We start from the raw sequence: 15,867 nt of genomic DNA on the forward strand, positions 1-15,867 counted from the left end.
TGGGGGCTGGTCGCGCAGTTCCCCGCGCCCCTGAAGACCAGGCCCCTGCGGGCCTGAAAAGCTCGGGGCGCAGCCCCTGCTTTTCAGGGGCGCGGGGAACTGCGCGAGAAGCCCCACCGGACCCGCACCCGACAACCGAGGCCTCCGGCACGGCCGAAAAACACAGGGCGCAGCCCGTGCTTTTTCAGGGGCGCGGGGAACTGCGCGAGAAGCCCCACCGGGCCCGCACCCGACCACGCACCCCCACCCGGCAGCAGCGGGGGAGGGCGCCCCACCACCCCCGGCCCAGCTGCACCAGGCCCCCCACACAAGGCAGACTCGTCCCATGCGCTCAGCCCACCGCGTAGAAACCGTCCGCACAGCCGAACGCACCCTCATGGCCCGCCTCCCCACCGGCGCCCTCATGCAACGCGCGGCCGCAGGCCTGGCCGCGGCCTGCGCCGACGTACTACCCCGCCGCGTCTACGGCAGCCGCGTCGTCCTCCTCACCGGCAGCGGGGACAACGGCGGCGACACGCTGTACGCCGGCGCCCGCCTGGCAAGGCGAGGCGCCGGCGTGACCGCCGTACTCCTCGCCCCGGACCGCACCCACCCCGCCGCCCTCGACGCCCTCCTCCGGGCAGGCGGCACCACCGCCGCCCCCACGACCGCCGCCGCCCTCATCAGCCGCGCCGACCTCGTCCTGGACGGCATCGTCGGCATCGGCGGCAGGGGCGGCCTGCGCCCCGAAGCCGCCCACCTGGCCGCCCTCGTCGCCGCCTCCCCCGCCACGGTCGTCGCCGTGGACCTCCCGAGCGGCATCGAACCGGACACCGGCGAGGTGCACGGCGCAGCCGTCCGCGCCGACCTCACCGTCACCTTCGGCACCCACAAGCCGGGCCTCCTCATCGACCCGGCACGCGAGTACGCCGGCTCGGTCCGCCTGATCGACATCGGCCTGGCGGACACCCTCCCTGCCACCCCCGCCCTGGAGTCCCTCCAGCACACCGACGTGGCCGCCCTCCTGCCCCACCCGTCCCAGGAGAGCGACAAGTACCGCCGCGGGGTCGTCGGGATCGCCGCGGGCTCGACCCGCTACCCGGGCGCGGCGGTCCTCGCGGTCGCCGGTGCCCTGCGCGGCGGCGCGGGCGCGGTCCGCTACGTCGGCGCGGCCGGCGACGCGGTCCTCGCCCGCTTCCCGGAGACCCTGGTCTCGAACACGGGCCCGAAGAAGGCGGGCCGGGTCCAGGCCTGGGTCGCCGGCCCCGGAGCCGCCGACGACCCGGCCCCCGTCACCGAGGCGCTCTCCACCGACGTCCCCGTCCTCCTCGACGCCGACGGCCTCCGTCTCGCCGCCCGCGAGACGGTCCGCACCCGCACGGCCCCCACCCTGCTGACCCCGCACGCGGGCGAGGCCGCGGCGCTCCTCGGCATCTCCCGCGAGGAGGTCGAGGCCTCCCGCCTCACCGCCGCACGCGACCTGGCCCGCGCCTACGACGCGACGGTCCTCCTCAAGGGCTCCACCACCCTGGTCGCGGCCCCGGACCCGGGCGTCCCGGTCCGCGTCAACGCCACCGGCACCCCCTGGCTCGCCACCGCCGGCAGCGGTGACGTCCTCTCGGGCCTGGCGGGCTCGCTGCTGGCGGCCGGCCTCTCCCCCCTGGACGCGGCGAGCGTGGCGGCGTACGTCCACGGCCTGGCGGGCCGCTACGCCGCCGACGGCGCCCCGGCGGGCGCCCACGACGTGGCGGAGTCGATCCCGGCGGCCTGGCGGGACATCACCGCCTGAGGCCCGTCCCGTTCCGTCAGTTCCGCCCCGCCCCGCTCAACTCCCCTCCTCGATCCGCTCGATCGCCTCCCGCACCATCCCCAGATACTCGGCTTCCTCGCACCGGGGCTTGCTCCCCATCCGGTACATGTCCATCGCGTCGGAGGGACACTCGCCCAGATCCTCGTCCGGAAGATCCGCCGAGAGCTCGCTGCACACCCGCCCGGCCAGCTCCGCGTCACCGCGCGCAGCGTCCCGCCGGACGGCGTCCCGTACGCGCAGAGGTACACCAAAGGGCATCAGACAACCTCGATTCCCCCGGGCCCGCAGCCCCGGATCGGCCGGGAGGCGGCTCCCTCCCGGCCGCCCGGACGCTAGTCCTCCCTCCATGCCAGGTCCATACCTTCGTCACAGTTCACGCACAGTGAGGGGCGGATCCGCTATCGTGCGCCCCGGCGTGACGGACCCCACCCCGTCACCCCGTTCAAACTCCGTTAACAATGGACTGTGATCTCACCGGTCTCCTCGTTGCCGCGGAGCGCCCACCGGCCCAGGCCGGAGGCGACTCCCTACGTCGACCTCACCCGTGCCGAGTGGAGCGCGCTGCGCGAAAAGACGCCGCTCCCGCTGAACGCCGAGGAGGTCGAGAAGCTGCGCGGCCTGGGCGATGTCATCGACCTCGACGAGGTACGGGACATCTATCTGCCGCTGTCCCGGCTCCTCAACCTCTACGTGGGCGCCACCGACGGCCTGCGCGGCGCCCTGAACACGTTCCTCGGCGAGCAGGGCTCCCAGTCGGGCACCCCGTTCGTCATAGGCGTCGCCGGCTCCGTGGCCGTCGGCAAGTCCACGGTCGCCCGTCTCCTCCAGGCCCTCCTCGCCCGCTGGCCCGAACACCCGCGCGTGGAGCTGGTCACCACCGACGGCTTCCTGCTGCCCATGAAGGACCTGCGGGAGCGCGGCCTGGTCTCCCGCAAGGGCTTCCCCGAGTCCTACGACCGCCGGGCCCTGACCCGTTTCGTCGCCGACATCAAGGCCGGCAAGGACGAGGTGACGGCCCCCGTCTACTCCCACCTCATCTACGACATCGTCCCCGACCAGCGGCTCACGGTCCGCCGCCCCGACATCATCATCGTCGAGGGGCTGAACGTCCTGCAGCCCGCCCTCCCCGGCAGCGACGGCCGCACCCGCGTCGGTCTCGCCGACTACTTCGACTTCAGCGTCTACGTCGACGCCGGCGCCGACGACATCGAGCGCTGGTACCTCAACCGTTTCAAAAAGCTCCGTCAGACCGCCTTCCAGAAACCCGACTCGTACTTCCGCAAGTACACCCAGGTCTCCGAGGACGACGCCCTCGACTACGCCCGCACCCTCTGGCGCACCATCAACAAGCCCAACCTGGTCGAGAACATCGCCCCCACCCGGGGCCGCGCCACCCTCATCATCCGCAAGGGCGCCGACCACAAGGTGCGCCGCCTCAGCCTGCGCAAGCTGTAGGCCCGCACGCGCGCCCCGCTACCCTGCGGGCATGCTGCACTTGCGCCTGATCACCCCGTCCGACCGGACCGACGAGGTGGTGCGCCTGATCGAGGACACGGTCGGCACCACCCACCTCGTCGTCATGGCGGGCGCCGCCCGCGACCCCGCCGGTGACGTCGTGATGTGCGACGTGGCGCGCGAGGCGGGCGACGAACTGATCGGCGCGCTCCGGGCGTTGGACCTCGACAGGACCGGCTCCATCGCCGTGGAGAACATCGACCTGTCGCTCTCCGAGCGCGCCGACAGGGCGGAGAAGGACGCGCCGGGCGAGGGGGCGGACGCGGTCCTGTGGGAGCACCTGACGGACGCGACCCACGAGGAGTCGACGCTCTCCGTCACCTACGTCGCCTTCATCACGCTGGCCACGATGATCGCGGCCTGCGGAGTGGTCCTGGACAACGCGGTCCTGATCGTCGGCGCGATGGCGGTGGGCCCCGAGTTCGGCCCCCTGGCCGGCATCAGCACGTCCCTCGTCCAACGCCATCCACGCCTGGCCGTCCGCTCCTTCGTCGCCCTGCTGGTGGGCTTCGCCGTGGCGATGGCGGTGACGGTGGGCTTCAGCTTCTTCATGGACGCACTCGGCTACTTCACCGAGGCCAAACTGGAGGCCGACCGCCCCAACACGGCCTTCGTCTACGCCCCCGACGCCTTCTCCTTCATCGTGGCCGTCCTCGCCGGCATCGCCGGCACCCTCTCCCTCACCTCGGCGAAGTCGGGCGCCCTGGTGGGCGTCGCCATCTCGGTCACCACGGTCCCGGCGGCGGCCAACGCGGCGGTGGCCCTGGCCTACGGCGACACGAAGCAGACGGTGGGCTCCTCGGAGCAACTGCTCCTGAACCTCCTGGGCATCGTCCTGGCCGGCACCCTGACCCTGCTGCTCCAGAAGTGGCTGTGGTCAAGGCAACGCGGCGCCTCATAGCCGGGCCGCACACGAAAGGGGCGCGGGGCTGCGCTGAATGTGCGGCTACCGCCGCGTGGGCGCGACAAGCCACCACGAACCCGCGGCCCGCACCACACAGAACCCCACGCCCCTACCGGAACGCACAGACCCCGCACCTACCCGAGCGCGGACTTCACCACATCGGCCAACCGCCCCGCCACGGACCGCGCCTGCTCGATGTCCGCGGCCTCCACCATCACCCGAACCAGCGGCTCGGTCCCGGACGGCCGCAACAACACCCGCCCGGTGGCCCCCAGTTCCGACTCCGCCTCGGCCACGGCCGCGGCCAGCTCCGCCGACGAACCCACCCGCGACCGGTCCACGTCCGGCACATTGACGAGCACCTGCGGCAGCCGCTCCATCACGCCCGCGAGCTCCCGCAGCGTACGTCCGGTCTGCGCGACCCGGGCCGCCAGCAGCAGCCCCGTCAGCGTGCCGTCACCCGTGGTCGCGTGGTCGGAGATGATCACATGCCCGGACTGCTCGCCCCCGAGCGTGTACCCGTGCTCCTTCATCTCCTCCAGCACATAACGGTCCCCGACCGCGGCCTGCACCAGCCGCAGCCCCTCCCGCTCCAGCGCCAGCTTGAACCCGAGGTTGGACATCACGGTCGCGACCACGGTGTCCGAGTGCAGCTCCCCCCGCTCCCGCATGGCCAGCGCGAGCACCGCGAGGATCTGGTCGCCGTCGACCTCGTCGCCCTCGTGGTCCACGGCCAGGCACCGGTCCGCGTCCCCGTCGTGCGCGATGCCGAGGTGCGCCCCGTGCTCGACGACGGCGGCCCGCAGCTTCCCGAGGTGCGTCGACCCGCAGCCGTCGTTGATGTTGAGCCCGTCCGGCTCGGCCCCGATGGTGACGATCTCGGCACCGGCCCGGGTGAACACCTCCGGCGAGACCCCGGCGGCGGCGCCGTGCGCCTCGTCGAGGACGATCTTCAGCCCCTCCAGACGGTTGGGCAGAGCGGACAGCAGATGCGCGGCGTACCGCTCGAAGCCCTCGTCGTAGGACCGGATACGCCCGACACCCGCGCCCGTCGGCCGGTCCCAGGGCGCCCCGGTGCGGTGCTCCTCGTACACGCCCTCGATGCGGTTCTCCAGGTCGTCGGCGAGCTTGTGGCCGCCGCGGGCGAAGAACTTGATGCCGTTGTCGGGCATGGCGTTGTGGCTGGCGGAGAGCATCACGCCGAGGTCGGCGCCCAGCTCACCGGTGAGGAACGCCACAGCGGGGGTGGGCAGCACGCCGACACGCAGGACGTCGACGCCCGCACTGGCGAGGCCGGCCACGACGGCCGCCTCCAGGAACTCTCCGGACGCCCGCGGATCCCGCCCGACCACCGCCACCGGCTTGTGGCCCTCGAACGTTCCCGCCTCGGCGAGTACGTGTGCCGCCGCGACGGAGAGTCCGAGCGCGAGCTCGGCCGTCAGATCCGCGTTGGCGACACCGCGCACGCCGTCCGTGCCGAAGAGTCGTCCCACAGTGGTGTCCTCCGAATTGCTGAGAATGTGCGGCTCGTACCTGATGGTCCCCTACCGGGCGGTCCCGCACCGGCTGTCCCCGAGTGTCCCGGCATTCCCCGGACCAAGTACATCCCCTGAGACTGTCCTCCCCCTTTCGGGGTTGTACCGACAGTCCACGTGTAAGCCCCCGTACGAACGGTCGACCCTGCTACGCAAACCGCCCCGGCGGCACGGGTACGTGCCACCGGGGCGATACGCGCAGTGCGCGGCGCGCGCGACACGCGCGCCGGGCGCGGGCGCGATCTAGCGCTTGCTGTACTGCGGAGCCTTGCGGGCCTTCTTCAGACCGGCCTTCTTGCGCTCGACCGCACGGTCGTCGCGACGGAGGAAGCCGGCCTTCTTGAGGGCGCCGCGGTTGTTGTCCACGTCGGCCTCGTTCAGCGCGCGGGCCACACCGAGACGCAGGGCGCCGGCCTGGCCGGAGACACCGCCACCCGCGATGCGGGCGATGACGTCGTAGCGGCCCTCGAGTTCGAGCACCTTGAAGGGCTCGTTGACTTCCTGCTGGTGCACCTTGTTGGGGAAGTAGTCCTCAAGGGTGCGACCGTTGATCTTCCACTTGCCGGTGCCCGGGACGATCCGGACGCGGGCGATGGCGTTCTTGCGACGGCCCAGGCCGGCGGCCGGCTGCGGGTCGCCGAAGCGGCCGGCGAGCGACTCCGAGGTGTACTCACCCTCGACGGGGACCTCGGACTCGGTGGTGTAGCTCTCGATGTCGACGAGCTCGGTCTCGGTCTCTTCGACCGGCTGCTCAACGGTGGTCTCGGCCACGGTTCTCCTCAGATTCTTTTCTGTTTGGGGTGTGGCCGGAACTACTGCGCGACCTGGGTGATCTCGAACGGCACCGGCTGCTGGGCAGCGTGCGGGTGCTGGTCGCCCGAGTAGACCTTCAGCTTGCTGATCATCTGACGGCCCAGGGTGTTCTTGGGGATCATGCCCTTGATGGCCTTCTCGACGGCCTTCTCGGGGTTCTTCGCCAGCAGCTCGTCGTAACGGACGGAGCGCAGACCACCCGGGTAGCCGGAGTGGCGGTACGCCAGCTTCTGGGTCTTCTTGTTGCCGGACAGGTGAACCTTGTCGGCGTTGATGATGATGACGAAGTCGCCCATGTCCATGTGCGGGGCATAGGTCGGCTTGTGCTTGCCGCGGAGGAGGTTCGCGGCAGTGGTAGCCAGACGGCCCAGGACGATGTCCTGAGCGTCAATGACGTGCCACTGGCGAGTCACATCGCCGGGCTTAGGGCTGTACGTACGCACTTCGCAGCCTTCTTCTTCAGTGGATGGGTGCTGACACATGGCATCACTGAAGCGATCGTGCAGCTGGGGACGACAGTGCCGGGAACGATGCCCGTATGCCGCCCACTGGTAACTGCTCCAGGGAACCTACGTAAGGGCTTCTCGCCTGAGAGCGACCAAGCCAGTACGCATAACAAGCGGCCAGACTACTCGCGCTGCCCCGGACGGGTCAAAACGGCCCCCGGCCACGCCCCGGACCACCGGCGGGAAAAGGCCTCACCCGTAAGCGAGTGAGGTACGCCTTCGCCCGTCTAAACTGCGGCCCATGAGCTTTGGGCAGGGGGGGTCTCAGTGGAGCCCCGGGGGTTCCCACAATCCGTGGGACGATCAGTACAGTTCCACCAGTAACCGGACCCCGGACTGGGCGTCACTCGCCGAGCAGTCCGAGATACGCAACAGACGCCGCAGACTTCTGATGATCGTGGGCGGCGCCCTCGCCACGGTCGGCATAGGTGTCGCCGTGGCCGTCGCCGTCGTCAACAACGACAGCGGCAACACCGCGGCGAACGGTCCGAACGACCTGCCGACCGCCGCGGACATCCCGAGTGCCAGCGCCAAGGCGGACCCGTCGTTCGCGCCGACCTCGGCCCCACCGCCCCTGGACCCGAAGGAGTTCATCTCCAGTTCGGGCAAGGACAAGGCGCCGATCAGCCCGGACATCCTCTTCCCGGGCTCCCAGCTGACCAAGCGCGACGGCGTGGTCTACCGCAAGGGCGCCACGGCCTCGACGACCAACTGCGCGTCGGCCGTCCAGGGCAGCCTGGACACCCTCCTGACCGGCAACGACTGCACTCGCTTCCTGCGCGTGACCTACGTCAGGGACAAGATCGCGGTCACGATCGGCGTCGCCCTGTTCGACACCGAGGCCGAGGCGACCAAGGTCAAGAAGGACTGGGACAAGAAGAGCACCATCGTCTCCCTGCCCGGCGAAGGCGTCGCCACCTTCTGCCGCACGACCTTCTGCCGTACGACCGCCAACTCCTACGGCCGCTACGCCTACTTCACCCTGTCCGGCTTCACCGACGGCAAGGACGTCACGGAGAAGGACAAGGCCGTGTTCGCCGCCGGCGACGACCTCAGTCAGTCCGCCTACGAGCAGATCCACCGCCGGGGCGAGACCCAGGCAGCCGCCGCGGCAGGCGGGCAGTAGCCCGAGCGAAGCCGCCCCGGGGTCAGCAGCAGCCGGCCCCGGGCGCCCCCGGCAGGGTCCGCCGGTTGCGCGCCTCCCTGCTCCGCGCGGCCAGCAGCTCGTCGGCCGGGTAGCCGACCTCCTCCAGGGTCAGCCCGTGCGGCCGTACGACATGGACGGCGGAGTCCCGCACACCGGCGGCCAGCACCTTCCCCGGCCAGTCGGTCCCCCGGTGCCCGTCCCCCACGAACAGCAGCGCCCCGATCAGCGAGCGCACCATGTTGTGGCAGAAGGCGTCGGCCCGCACAGTCGCGGTGATGATCCCGTCGTCCCCCCGCACCAGGCTCAGCTCCTGGAGCGTACGGATGGTGGTGGCCCCCTCGCGCCGCTTGCAGTAGGCGGCGAAGTCATGCTCCCCCAGCAGCAGCCGGGCCGCCTCGTTCATCGCGTCCACGTCGAGCGCCCAGTCGTGCCACAGCACATGGCCGCGCAGCAGCGGGTCGACACCGCCGGGATTGTCGGTGACGCGATACGCGTAGCGCCGCCAGACGGCCGAGAAACGCGCGTTGAAGCCGCTGGGCGCCTCCCTGAGCGCCCACACCCGCACATCCCTCGGCAGGCGCCCCGCGAGCCGCTTCAACAGCTTCTCGTGGTGCTCACGCCAGACCGCCTCCGGCAGGTCCACGTGCGCCACCTGTCCGCGCGCGTGCACCCCGGCGTCCGTCCGCCCGGCCACGGTCAGCTCGAAGGTCTCCCGGGACCGCGTCACGGTCCGCAGCGCGTCCTCGATCTCCCCCTGCACGGTCCGCCGCCCCCCGGCCTGCTTGGCCCACCCGGAGAACTCACTCCCGTCGTACGACAGGTCCAGCCGAACGCGCACATGACCCGGCGCCGCTTCATCACTCACACGAAGATCCTCTCAGGTACAAAAAAGCGGGCCCGCTCCCGTAACGGGAACGGACCCACTCAGACGCGCCCCCTTCCAGGGGCGCGGGGAACTGCGCGACCAGCCACGACGAACCCGCAGCCGCCAACCGCACAGCACCCCGCAGACGCTTACGCGTCCTTCGACTCCTCGGCAGCCTCATCGGCGGCGTCAGCCTTGGTGGTGTCCACCGTGGCCTCAGCGGCGGGCGTCTCCGCGTCCTTGGCGGCACGCTTGGTGGCGGCCTCGGCCTCACCGGTGGCCTGCTGCGCGACCGTCAGCGCCTCGACCAGCTCGATGACGGCCATGGGCGCGTTGTCGCCACGACGGTTACCGATCTTGGTGATGCGGGTGTAGCCACCGGGACGGTTCTCGTAGCGCGGGCCGATCTCGGTGAAGAGCGTGTGCACGACGCTCTTGTCCGTGATGACCTGGAGCACCTGGCGGCGGTTGTGAAGGTCGCCCTTCTTGCCCTTGGTGATCAGACGCTCGGCGTACGGCCGCAGACGGCGGGCCTTCGCCTCGGTGGTGGTGATGCGGCCGTGCTCGAAGAGGCTCTTCGCCAGGTTCGCGAGGAGCAGCTTCTCGTGCGCGGCGCTGCCGCCCAGACGGGCACCCTTGGTGGGCTTCGGCATGGTGTTTCTCCTAGGTGTCTGCCCCGGCCGTATCAGGTACCGGGGTCAGTATCCGAGCGGGCGGTCGCCCGTCGAAGATCCGGGGCTCCTCTTGCGAAGTGCCCCGGAGGACCGCGCCCCGTCAGGGGCGCGGGGAACCGCGCGACCGGCCATCACGGACCCGCAGTCAGAATCCGGCCGTCTCGCGGAGCGACTAGTACTGCTCGGTCTCCACGAACCCGGCGTCCGCGTCGTCGTCGGCGCCGAAGGCGTCGGCGGCGGCGGTCGGGTCGAAGCCGGGAGGCGAGTCCTTGAGCGCCAGGCCCATACCCGCCAGCTTCGCCTTGACCTCGTCGATCGACTTCGCACCGAAGTTGCGGATGTCGAGCAGGTCGGCCTCGGAGCGCGCGACCAGCTCACCCACGGAGTGGATGCCCTCACGCTTGAGGCAGTTGTACGACCGAACGGTGAGCTCCAGCTCCTCGATCGGCAGCGCCAGATCGGCGGCGAGCGCGGCGTCCGTCGGGGACGGACCCATGTCGATGCCCTCGGCGTCGATGTTCAGCTCACGGGCCAGACCGAACAGCTCGACCAGGGTCTTACCGGCCGACGCCATGGCGTCACGGGGACGCATGGCCTGCTTGGTCTCGACGTCGACGATCAGCTTGTCGAAGTCGGTGCGCTGCTCGACACGAGTCGCCTCGACCTTGTACGTGACCTTGAGAACCGGCGAGTAGATGGAGTCGACCGGGATACGGCCGATCTCCTGGCCCACCTGCTTGTTCTGCACGGCGGAGACGTAACCGCGGCCACGCTCGACCGTCAGCTCCATCTCCAGCTTGCCCTTGCCGTTGAGCGTGGCGAGGACGAGGTCGGGGTTGTGCACCTCGACACCGGCCGGGGGCGCGATGTCGGCGGCGGTGACCAGACCCGGGCCCTGCTTGCGCAGGTACATCACGACCGGCTCGTCGTGCTCCGAGGAGACGACCAGCTGCTTGATGTTGAGGATCAGGTCGGTGACGTCCTCCTTGACGCCCGGCACGGTGGTGAACTCGTGCAGGACACCGTCGATACGGATGGACGTGACCGCCGCACCCGGGATCGAGGAGAGGAGCGTGCGGCGGAGGCTGTTGCCGAGGGTGTAGCCGAAGCCCGGCTCCAGCGGCTCGATCACGAACCGGGAGCGGAATTCGTCGACGACCTCTTCGGTCAGCGAGGGACGCTGAGCGATCAGCATATGGAGATCCTTCTGTCAGGGGCGCCCGCTATTTGACGCCCTGAGGTGTAACAAGGGTACGGGCGATATGGCCCCGAAGAGCCATACCGCCCGAAAACCTGAGACCAAGCAGTCGCGCACCCGACCCGGAGGGTCAGACGCGCCGGCGCTTGGGCGGACGGCAGCCGTGCTGCGACATTGTGGGGGACGACCCCCACGCCCCCAGCCGGAAGCCGAGCCGCCCGGAGCCGGTGCGTCAGACGCGGCGGCGCTTGGGCGGACGGCAGCCGTTGTGCGGGGTGGGCGTGACGTCCTGGATGGAGCCGACCTCGAGACCGGTCGCCTGCAGCGAACGGATGGCCGTCTCACGACCCGAACCCGGGCCCTTGACGAACACGTCGACCTTGCGCATGCCGTGCTCCTGCGCGCGACGGGCGGCCGACTCGGCGGCCATCTGCGCGGCGAACGGCGTGGACTTCCGGGAGCCCTTGAAGCCGACGTGGCCGGCGGAGGCCCAGGAGATCACGTTGCCCGAGGGGTCCGTGATGGAGACGATCGTGTTGTTGAACGTGCTCTTGATGTGCGCGTGGCCGTGAGCGACGTTCTTCTTTTCCTTGCGGCGCACCTTCTTGGCAGCGCCCTGACGACCCTTGGGGGGCATCTACAAACTCCTACGGGGAGGTGGTCGGTCCTACAGCGAAGACCGCTGATGAAGCGTTGTCCGCTGAGGACTACTTCTTGCCCGGCTTCTTCTTACCGGCGATGGCGCGACGCGGGCCCTTGCGGGTGCGGGCGTTGGTGCTGGTGCGCTGACCGCGGACGGGCAGACCACGACGGTGACGGAGACCCTGGTAGCAGCCGATCTCCACCTTGCGGCGGATGTCGGCCTGGACCTCGCGACGGAGGTCACCCTCGGTCTTGATGTTGTTGTCCACGTACTCGCGGATCGCGACGAGCTGCTCCTCGGAGAGGTCGCGGACGCGGGTGTCGGGGTTGACGCCGGTCGCAGCCAGCGTCTCCTGGGAGAGGGTCCGGCCGATGCCGAACACATAGGTGAGGGCGACCTCCACACGCTTGTCGCGCGGGATGTCAACACCGGAAACGCGTGCCATTCAATGGCTCCTGGTGATTGTCGGAGGTCTTCCACAGAACCGGGCCCCGGCCGCCGGCCTCTTCCATGGCGAAGAGTAGGTACGGCTCGGGTCCCCGGCCTCCGAGCCGGGGGTGTCAGGCCTACAGCGCGCCTGGGTCCTGCGTATGAACAAATTCAGCTTGCGTCGCGCGAATCTCTGCGAATCGAGCAGAGGGATCGGTCGTGCGTCAGCCCTGGCGCTGCTTGTGGCGCGGGTTCTCGCAGATGACCATGACCCGACCGTGACGGCGGATCACCCTGCACTTGTCGCAGATCTTCTTGACGCTCGGCTTGACCTTCATGGGGTGAGGTTCTCCGGGTCAGTGCCACCACCCGCGTCCCGGAGACCGGGCACGGAGAGCGGGGGCAAGATCTACTTGTAGCGGTAGACGATCCGGCCACGCGTCAGGTCGTACGGAGACAACTCCACCACGACCCGGTCGTCAGGGAGGATACGGATGTAGTGCATACGCATCTTGCCGCTGATGTGTGCCAGGACCTGGTGGCCGTTCTGGAGCTCGACCTTGAACATGGCGTTCGGAAGAGACTCGACGACAGTGCCCTCGATCTCGATGGCACCTTGCTTCTTGGCCACGCTTCGCCCTTCGAATCGACTACCTTGATCGACTCGGCGTAACCGAATGAGGACACACGGAAACACGAGAGCCGACGAGTCAGTCTACGCCAGGGCCCCCGGAAACACGAATTCGGGTAAGGATGCCCAGAGCCGGAGATCCTTATGCCGCGCGCCCCGGAAGCGACGGGGCCGCTTTCAGGGCCGCGGGGCGGTGGCACCGAGCGGCTCCGCCGTGTGGGCACCACAGGCCCCACCGGTCACGCGCTAGGCGGCGAGAACTCAGCCCAGCGGATCGGGCGCCGCGACGATCCCGTACTCCGCCAGCTTGGCCCTGCCTCCGTCGGGGGCGGTCAGCACCAGCGGCCCCGCCTCGGTCAGCGCCACCGAGTGCTCCCAGTGCGAGGACCAGGTGCCGTCCGTGCTCACCACGGTCCAGTCGTCCGCGAGGACCTCGGTCTTCGGGGTGCCCAGGGCCACCATCGGCTCGATCGCGAGGCAGAACCCGGGGACGAGCTTGGGTCCCTTGCCCCGCCGCCGCTCGACGTAGTTCAGCAGGTGCGGGTCCATGTGCATCTCGGTCCCGATGCCGTGGCCGCCGTAGTCCTCGACGATGCCGTACTTGCCCCCGCCCGGCTTCGGCTGCCGGCGGATGTACGTCTCGATGGCGCGGGAGACGTCCACGAGCCGGTTGCCCACCTTCATGGCGGCGATCCCGGCCCACATGGACTCCTCGGTCACCCGGGACAGCTCGATCAGCTCCGGGGCGTGACCCGATCCCACGAACGCGGTGTAGGCCGCGTCACCGTGCCAGCCGTCGACGATCGCGCCGCAGTCGATGGAGATGATGTCGCCGTCCTTCAGGACGACCGTCTCGCTCGGGATCCCGTGGACCACGACCTCGTTCACCGACGTGCAGATCGTCGCCGGGAAGCCGCCGTACCCGAGGAAGTTCGACTTGGCGCCGTGCTCCGCGAGCACCTTGCGGGCCACCTCGTCCAGATCCTTCGTGGAGGCCCCCGGCACGGCGGCCTCGCGGGTGGCCGCGTGGATGGCTGCGACGACCAGCCCCGCCTCGCGCATCTTGGCGATCTGCTCGGGGCTCTTGATCTGCACCATGGGGGCCTGCGCTCTCCGTCTTCCGCGAATCCGACGTCTTGGGTGTGCCTACACAACAGTACGGCCGCGGCACCCTCCTCGGGCACCGCGGCCGACGTACCGACCGACGGCCTACTGGCCGTCGTCCTCGCGCTTGAGCGCTTCCATGGCGCGCTGGGTGACGTCCTCCACCGGGCCGAGCGCCGTGATCGTCACCACGAGGCCCTGGGCCTTGTAGTAGTCGATGATCGGCTCGGTCTGGGTGTGGTAGACCTCCAGGCGCTTGCGGACGGTCTCCTCGGAGTCGTCGTCACGCTGGTACAGCTCGCCGCCACAGGCGTCGCAGACGCCGTCCTGCTTCGGCTTCTTGTACGTGACGTGGAAGACGTGCGCGGAGTCGTTGCGGCAGATGCGCCGGCCGGCGATCCGCTTGACGACCTCCTCCTCGGGGACCTCCAGGTCCAGCACCGCGTCCAGGTTCATGGACTCGTCCTGGAGCGTCACGTCGAGCGCCTCGGCCTGCGAGACGTTGCGCGGGAAGCCGTCGAGCAGGAAGCCGTTCACGGCGTCCGGCTGCTCCATCCGGTCCTTCGCCATGGCGATGGTGACCTCGTCCGGCACCAGCTCGCCCTTGTCCATGTAGGACTTGGCGAGCTTGCCGAGCTCCGTCTGCTTGCTGATGTTGGCCCGGAACAGGTCGCCCGTGGAGATGTGCGGGATCGACAGGTTCCTGGCCAGGAACGCGGCCTGCGTTCCCTTACCCGCACCCGGCGGCCCGACGAGGACGATTCGCATCAGCGGAGGAACCCTTCGTAATTGCGCTGCTGGAGCTGGCTCTCGATCTGCTTCACGGTCTCCAGACCCACACCCACGATGATCAGGATGCTGGTACCGCCGAACGGGAAGTTCTGGTTGGCCCCGAAGCCGGCCAACGCCATTGTCGGCACGAGAGCGATCAGACCCAGGTACAGCGAACCCGGCCAGGTGATCCGGTTGAGTACGTAGCTCAGGTACTCAGCGGTCGGTCGGCCAGCCCGGATGCCCGGGATGAAGCCACCATACTTCTTCATGTTGTCCGCGACTTCCTCGGGGTTGAACGAGATGGCCACGTAGAAGAAGGCGAAGAAGATGATCAGGAAGAAGTAGATCGTGATGTGCACCGGCGCGTCCGAGGGCACCAGGTTGTTGTTGACCCAACTCGCCCAACCGGCCGTGGAGTTCGAGAACTGCACGACGAGAGCCGGAATGTAGAGCAGCGACGAGGCGAAGATCACGGGGATGATGCCCGCCTGGTTGACCTTCAGCGGAATGTAGGTCGACGTGCCGCCGTAGGAACGACGGCCGATCATGCGCTTCGCGTACTGGACCGGGATGCGGCGCTGGGCCTGCTCGACGAAGACCACCAGCGCGACCATGACCAGGCCGACGGCGATGACGGTGCCGAACTCGATCCAGCCGCCCGCCAGCTTTCCCTGCTCCTTGATGGCCCACAGGGCGGACGGGAAGGTGGCGGCGATCGAGATGAACATCAGGATCGACATGCCGTTGCCGATGCCACGGTCGGTGATCAGCTCACCGAGCCACATGACGACGGCCGTGCCGGCGGTCATGGTGACGACCATGACGACGGTGGTGTAGATCGACCGGTCGGGGACGATCTGGCCGGCCTGCACACAGCCGCTGAACAGCGTGCCGCTGCGGGCGGTGGCGACGAGGCCGGTGCCCTGGAGGATGGCGAGGGCGACCGTCAGATAACGCGTGTACTGCGTGATCTTCGCCGTACCGGCCTGCCCCTCCTTCTTCAGGGCTTCCAGACGCGGGATCACCACGGTCAGCAGCTGCAGAATGATGCTCGCCGTGATGTACGGCATGATGCCGAGCGCGAAGATCGTGATCTGCAGCAGCGCGCCACCGCTGAACATGTTCACCAGACCGAACAGACCCTTGTTGGTCTGGGCCTGGTCGATGCAGAACTGAACGGCGCGGTAGTCGACACCCGGGATCGGGACGTGCGTGCCGATCCGGTAGATCACGATGATGCCGAGCGTGAAGAGCAGCTTCTTGCGCAGGTCGGGCGTCTTGAACGCCCGGGCGAACGCGGTGAGCACGGTGCCTCCTGCGACCCCCGCGCTACTGCGTCA

The 15,867-nt window shown here is 69.4% G+C and carries 18 protein-coding genes; 4 read left to right on the plus strand and 14 right to left on the minus strand.

Going from position 1 to position 15,867, the window contains the following annotated elements:
- The first annotated feature begins 325 nt into the window (after positions 1-325).
- Positions 326-1,768: an NAD(P)H-hydrate dehydratase gene (locus ACWCRJ_RS08490; protein WP_450938577.1), complete on the plus strand. Its 1,443-nt coding sequence runs from the start codon at positions 326-328 to the stop codon at positions 1,766-1,768.
- A 36-nt stretch (positions 1,769-1,804) separates the two neighbouring features.
- Here ACWCRJ_RS08490 and ACWCRJ_RS08495 read toward each other — a convergent pair whose 3' ends face one another.
- On the minus strand, positions 1,805-2,047 hold the full coding sequence (locus ACWCRJ_RS08495; protein ID WP_450938578.1) for a hypothetical protein: 243 nt from the start codon (positions 2,045-2,047) through the stop codon (positions 1,805-1,807).
- 207 nt (positions 2,048-2,254) lie between these two features.
- Between ACWCRJ_RS08495 and coaA the strand changes: the two genes are divergently transcribed.
- Positions 2,255-3,244 carry a type I pantothenate kinase gene (gene coaA, locus ACWCRJ_RS08500; protein WP_450938579.1) on the plus strand — a complete coding sequence of 330 codons (990 nt, stop codon included), beginning with the start codon at positions 2,255-2,257 and terminating at the stop codon, positions 3,242-3,244.
- 31 nt (positions 3,245-3,275) lie between these two features.
- Positions 3,276-4,205 (plus strand): DUF389 domain-containing protein, encoded by a 930-nt coding sequence (locus ACWCRJ_RS08505; protein WP_450938580.1) that lies wholly within the window; start codon positions 3,276-3,278, stop codon positions 4,203-4,205.
- A gap of 137 nt (positions 4,206-4,342) precedes the next feature.
- Here the strand turns inward: ACWCRJ_RS08505 and glmM are convergent, their stop codons facing one another.
- From glmM to rplM, 3 genes are all read right to left on the minus strand, one after another.
- Positions 4,343-5,701 (minus strand): phosphoglucosamine mutase, encoded by a 1,359-nt coding sequence (gene glmM / locus ACWCRJ_RS08510; RefSeq protein ID WP_450938581.1) that lies wholly within the window; start codon positions 5,699-5,701, stop codon positions 4,343-4,345.
- 285 nt (positions 5,702-5,986) lie between these two features.
- Complete coding sequence (rpsI, locus tag ACWCRJ_RS08515; RefSeq protein WP_046916490.1) at positions 5,987-6,514, minus strand: 30S ribosomal protein S9; 528 nt, start codon at positions 6,512-6,514, stop codon at positions 5,987-5,989.
- 41 nt (positions 6,515-6,555) lie between these two features.
- Positions 6,556-6,999 (minus strand): 50S ribosomal protein L13, encoded by a 444-nt coding sequence (gene rplM, locus ACWCRJ_RS08520; protein ID WP_013001400.1) that lies wholly within the window; start codon positions 6,997-6,999, stop codon positions 6,556-6,558.
- 304 nt (positions 7,000-7,303) lie between these two features.
- Here rplM and ACWCRJ_RS08525 point away from each other — a divergent pair, with 304 nt between their 5' ends.
- A complete protein-coding gene (locus ACWCRJ_RS08525) occupies positions 7,304-8,188 on the plus strand; it encodes a hypothetical protein (protein WP_450938582.1) in 885 nt (294 codons plus the stop codon).
- Positions 8,189-8,210: 22 nt separating this feature from the next.
- Here the strand turns inward: ACWCRJ_RS08525 and truA are convergent, their stop codons facing one another.
- The 10 genes from truA to secY form a co-directional block, all read right to left on the minus strand.
- Complete coding sequence (gene truA, locus ACWCRJ_RS08530) at positions 8,211-9,074, minus strand: tRNA pseudouridine(38-40) synthase TruA (RefSeq protein WP_450938583.1); 864 nt, start codon at positions 9,072-9,074, stop codon at positions 8,211-8,213.
- A 149-nt stretch (positions 9,075-9,223) separates the two neighbouring features.
- On the minus strand, positions 9,224-9,727 hold the full coding sequence (gene rplQ, locus ACWCRJ_RS08535; RefSeq protein WP_450938584.1) for a 50S ribosomal protein L17: 504 nt from the start codon (positions 9,725-9,727) through the stop codon (positions 9,224-9,226).
- A gap of 193 nt (positions 9,728-9,920) precedes the next feature.
- Positions 9,921-10,943: a DNA-directed RNA polymerase subunit alpha gene (locus ACWCRJ_RS08540; RefSeq protein WP_003966937.1), complete on the minus strand. Its 1,023-nt coding sequence runs from the start codon at positions 10,941-10,943 to the stop codon at positions 9,921-9,923.
- A gap of 235 nt (positions 10,944-11,178) precedes the next feature.
- Positions 11,179-11,583: a 30S ribosomal protein S11 gene (rpsK, locus tag ACWCRJ_RS08545; protein ID WP_003956432.1), complete on the minus strand. Its 405-nt coding sequence runs from the start codon at positions 11,581-11,583 to the stop codon at positions 11,179-11,181.
- A 70-nt stretch (positions 11,584-11,653) separates the two neighbouring features.
- Complete coding sequence (rpsM, locus tag ACWCRJ_RS08550) at positions 11,654-12,034, minus strand: 30S ribosomal protein S13 (RefSeq protein WP_005481202.1); 381 nt, start codon at positions 12,032-12,034, stop codon at positions 11,654-11,656.
- A gap of 208 nt (positions 12,035-12,242) precedes the next feature.
- A complete protein-coding gene (gene rpmJ / locus ACWCRJ_RS08555) occupies positions 12,243-12,356 on the minus strand; it encodes a 50S ribosomal protein L36 (protein WP_003998809.1) in 114 nt (37 codons plus the stop codon).
- Between the two features lie 71 nt (positions 12,357-12,427).
- The gene (gene infA / locus ACWCRJ_RS08560) at positions 12,428-12,649 is read right to left on the minus strand and encodes a translation initiation factor IF-1 (protein ID WP_003948620.1); all 222 of its coding nucleotides are present in this window, start codon (positions 12,647-12,649) and stop codon (positions 12,428-12,430) included.
- A 261-nt stretch (positions 12,650-12,910) separates the two neighbouring features.
- A complete protein-coding gene (gene map, locus ACWCRJ_RS08565) occupies positions 12,911-13,747 on the minus strand; it encodes a type I methionyl aminopeptidase (protein ID WP_450938585.1) in 837 nt (278 codons plus the stop codon).
- 111 nt (positions 13,748-13,858) lie between these two features.
- Positions 13,859-14,521, minus strand: a complete 663-nt coding sequence (locus ACWCRJ_RS08570; protein WP_013001405.1) for an adenylate kinase — start codon at positions 14,519-14,521, stop codon at positions 13,859-13,861.
- Positions 14,521-15,834 (minus strand): preprotein translocase subunit SecY, encoded by a 1,314-nt coding sequence (secY, locus tag ACWCRJ_RS08575; protein WP_450938586.1) that lies wholly within the window; start codon positions 15,832-15,834, stop codon positions 14,521-14,523. Before secY ends, ACWCRJ_RS08570 begins: the two co-directional genes overlap by 1 nt.
- Positions 15,835-15,867: the final 33 nt, after the last annotated feature.

Source organism: Streptomyces sp. NPDC002324 (genome assembly GCF_053593335.1).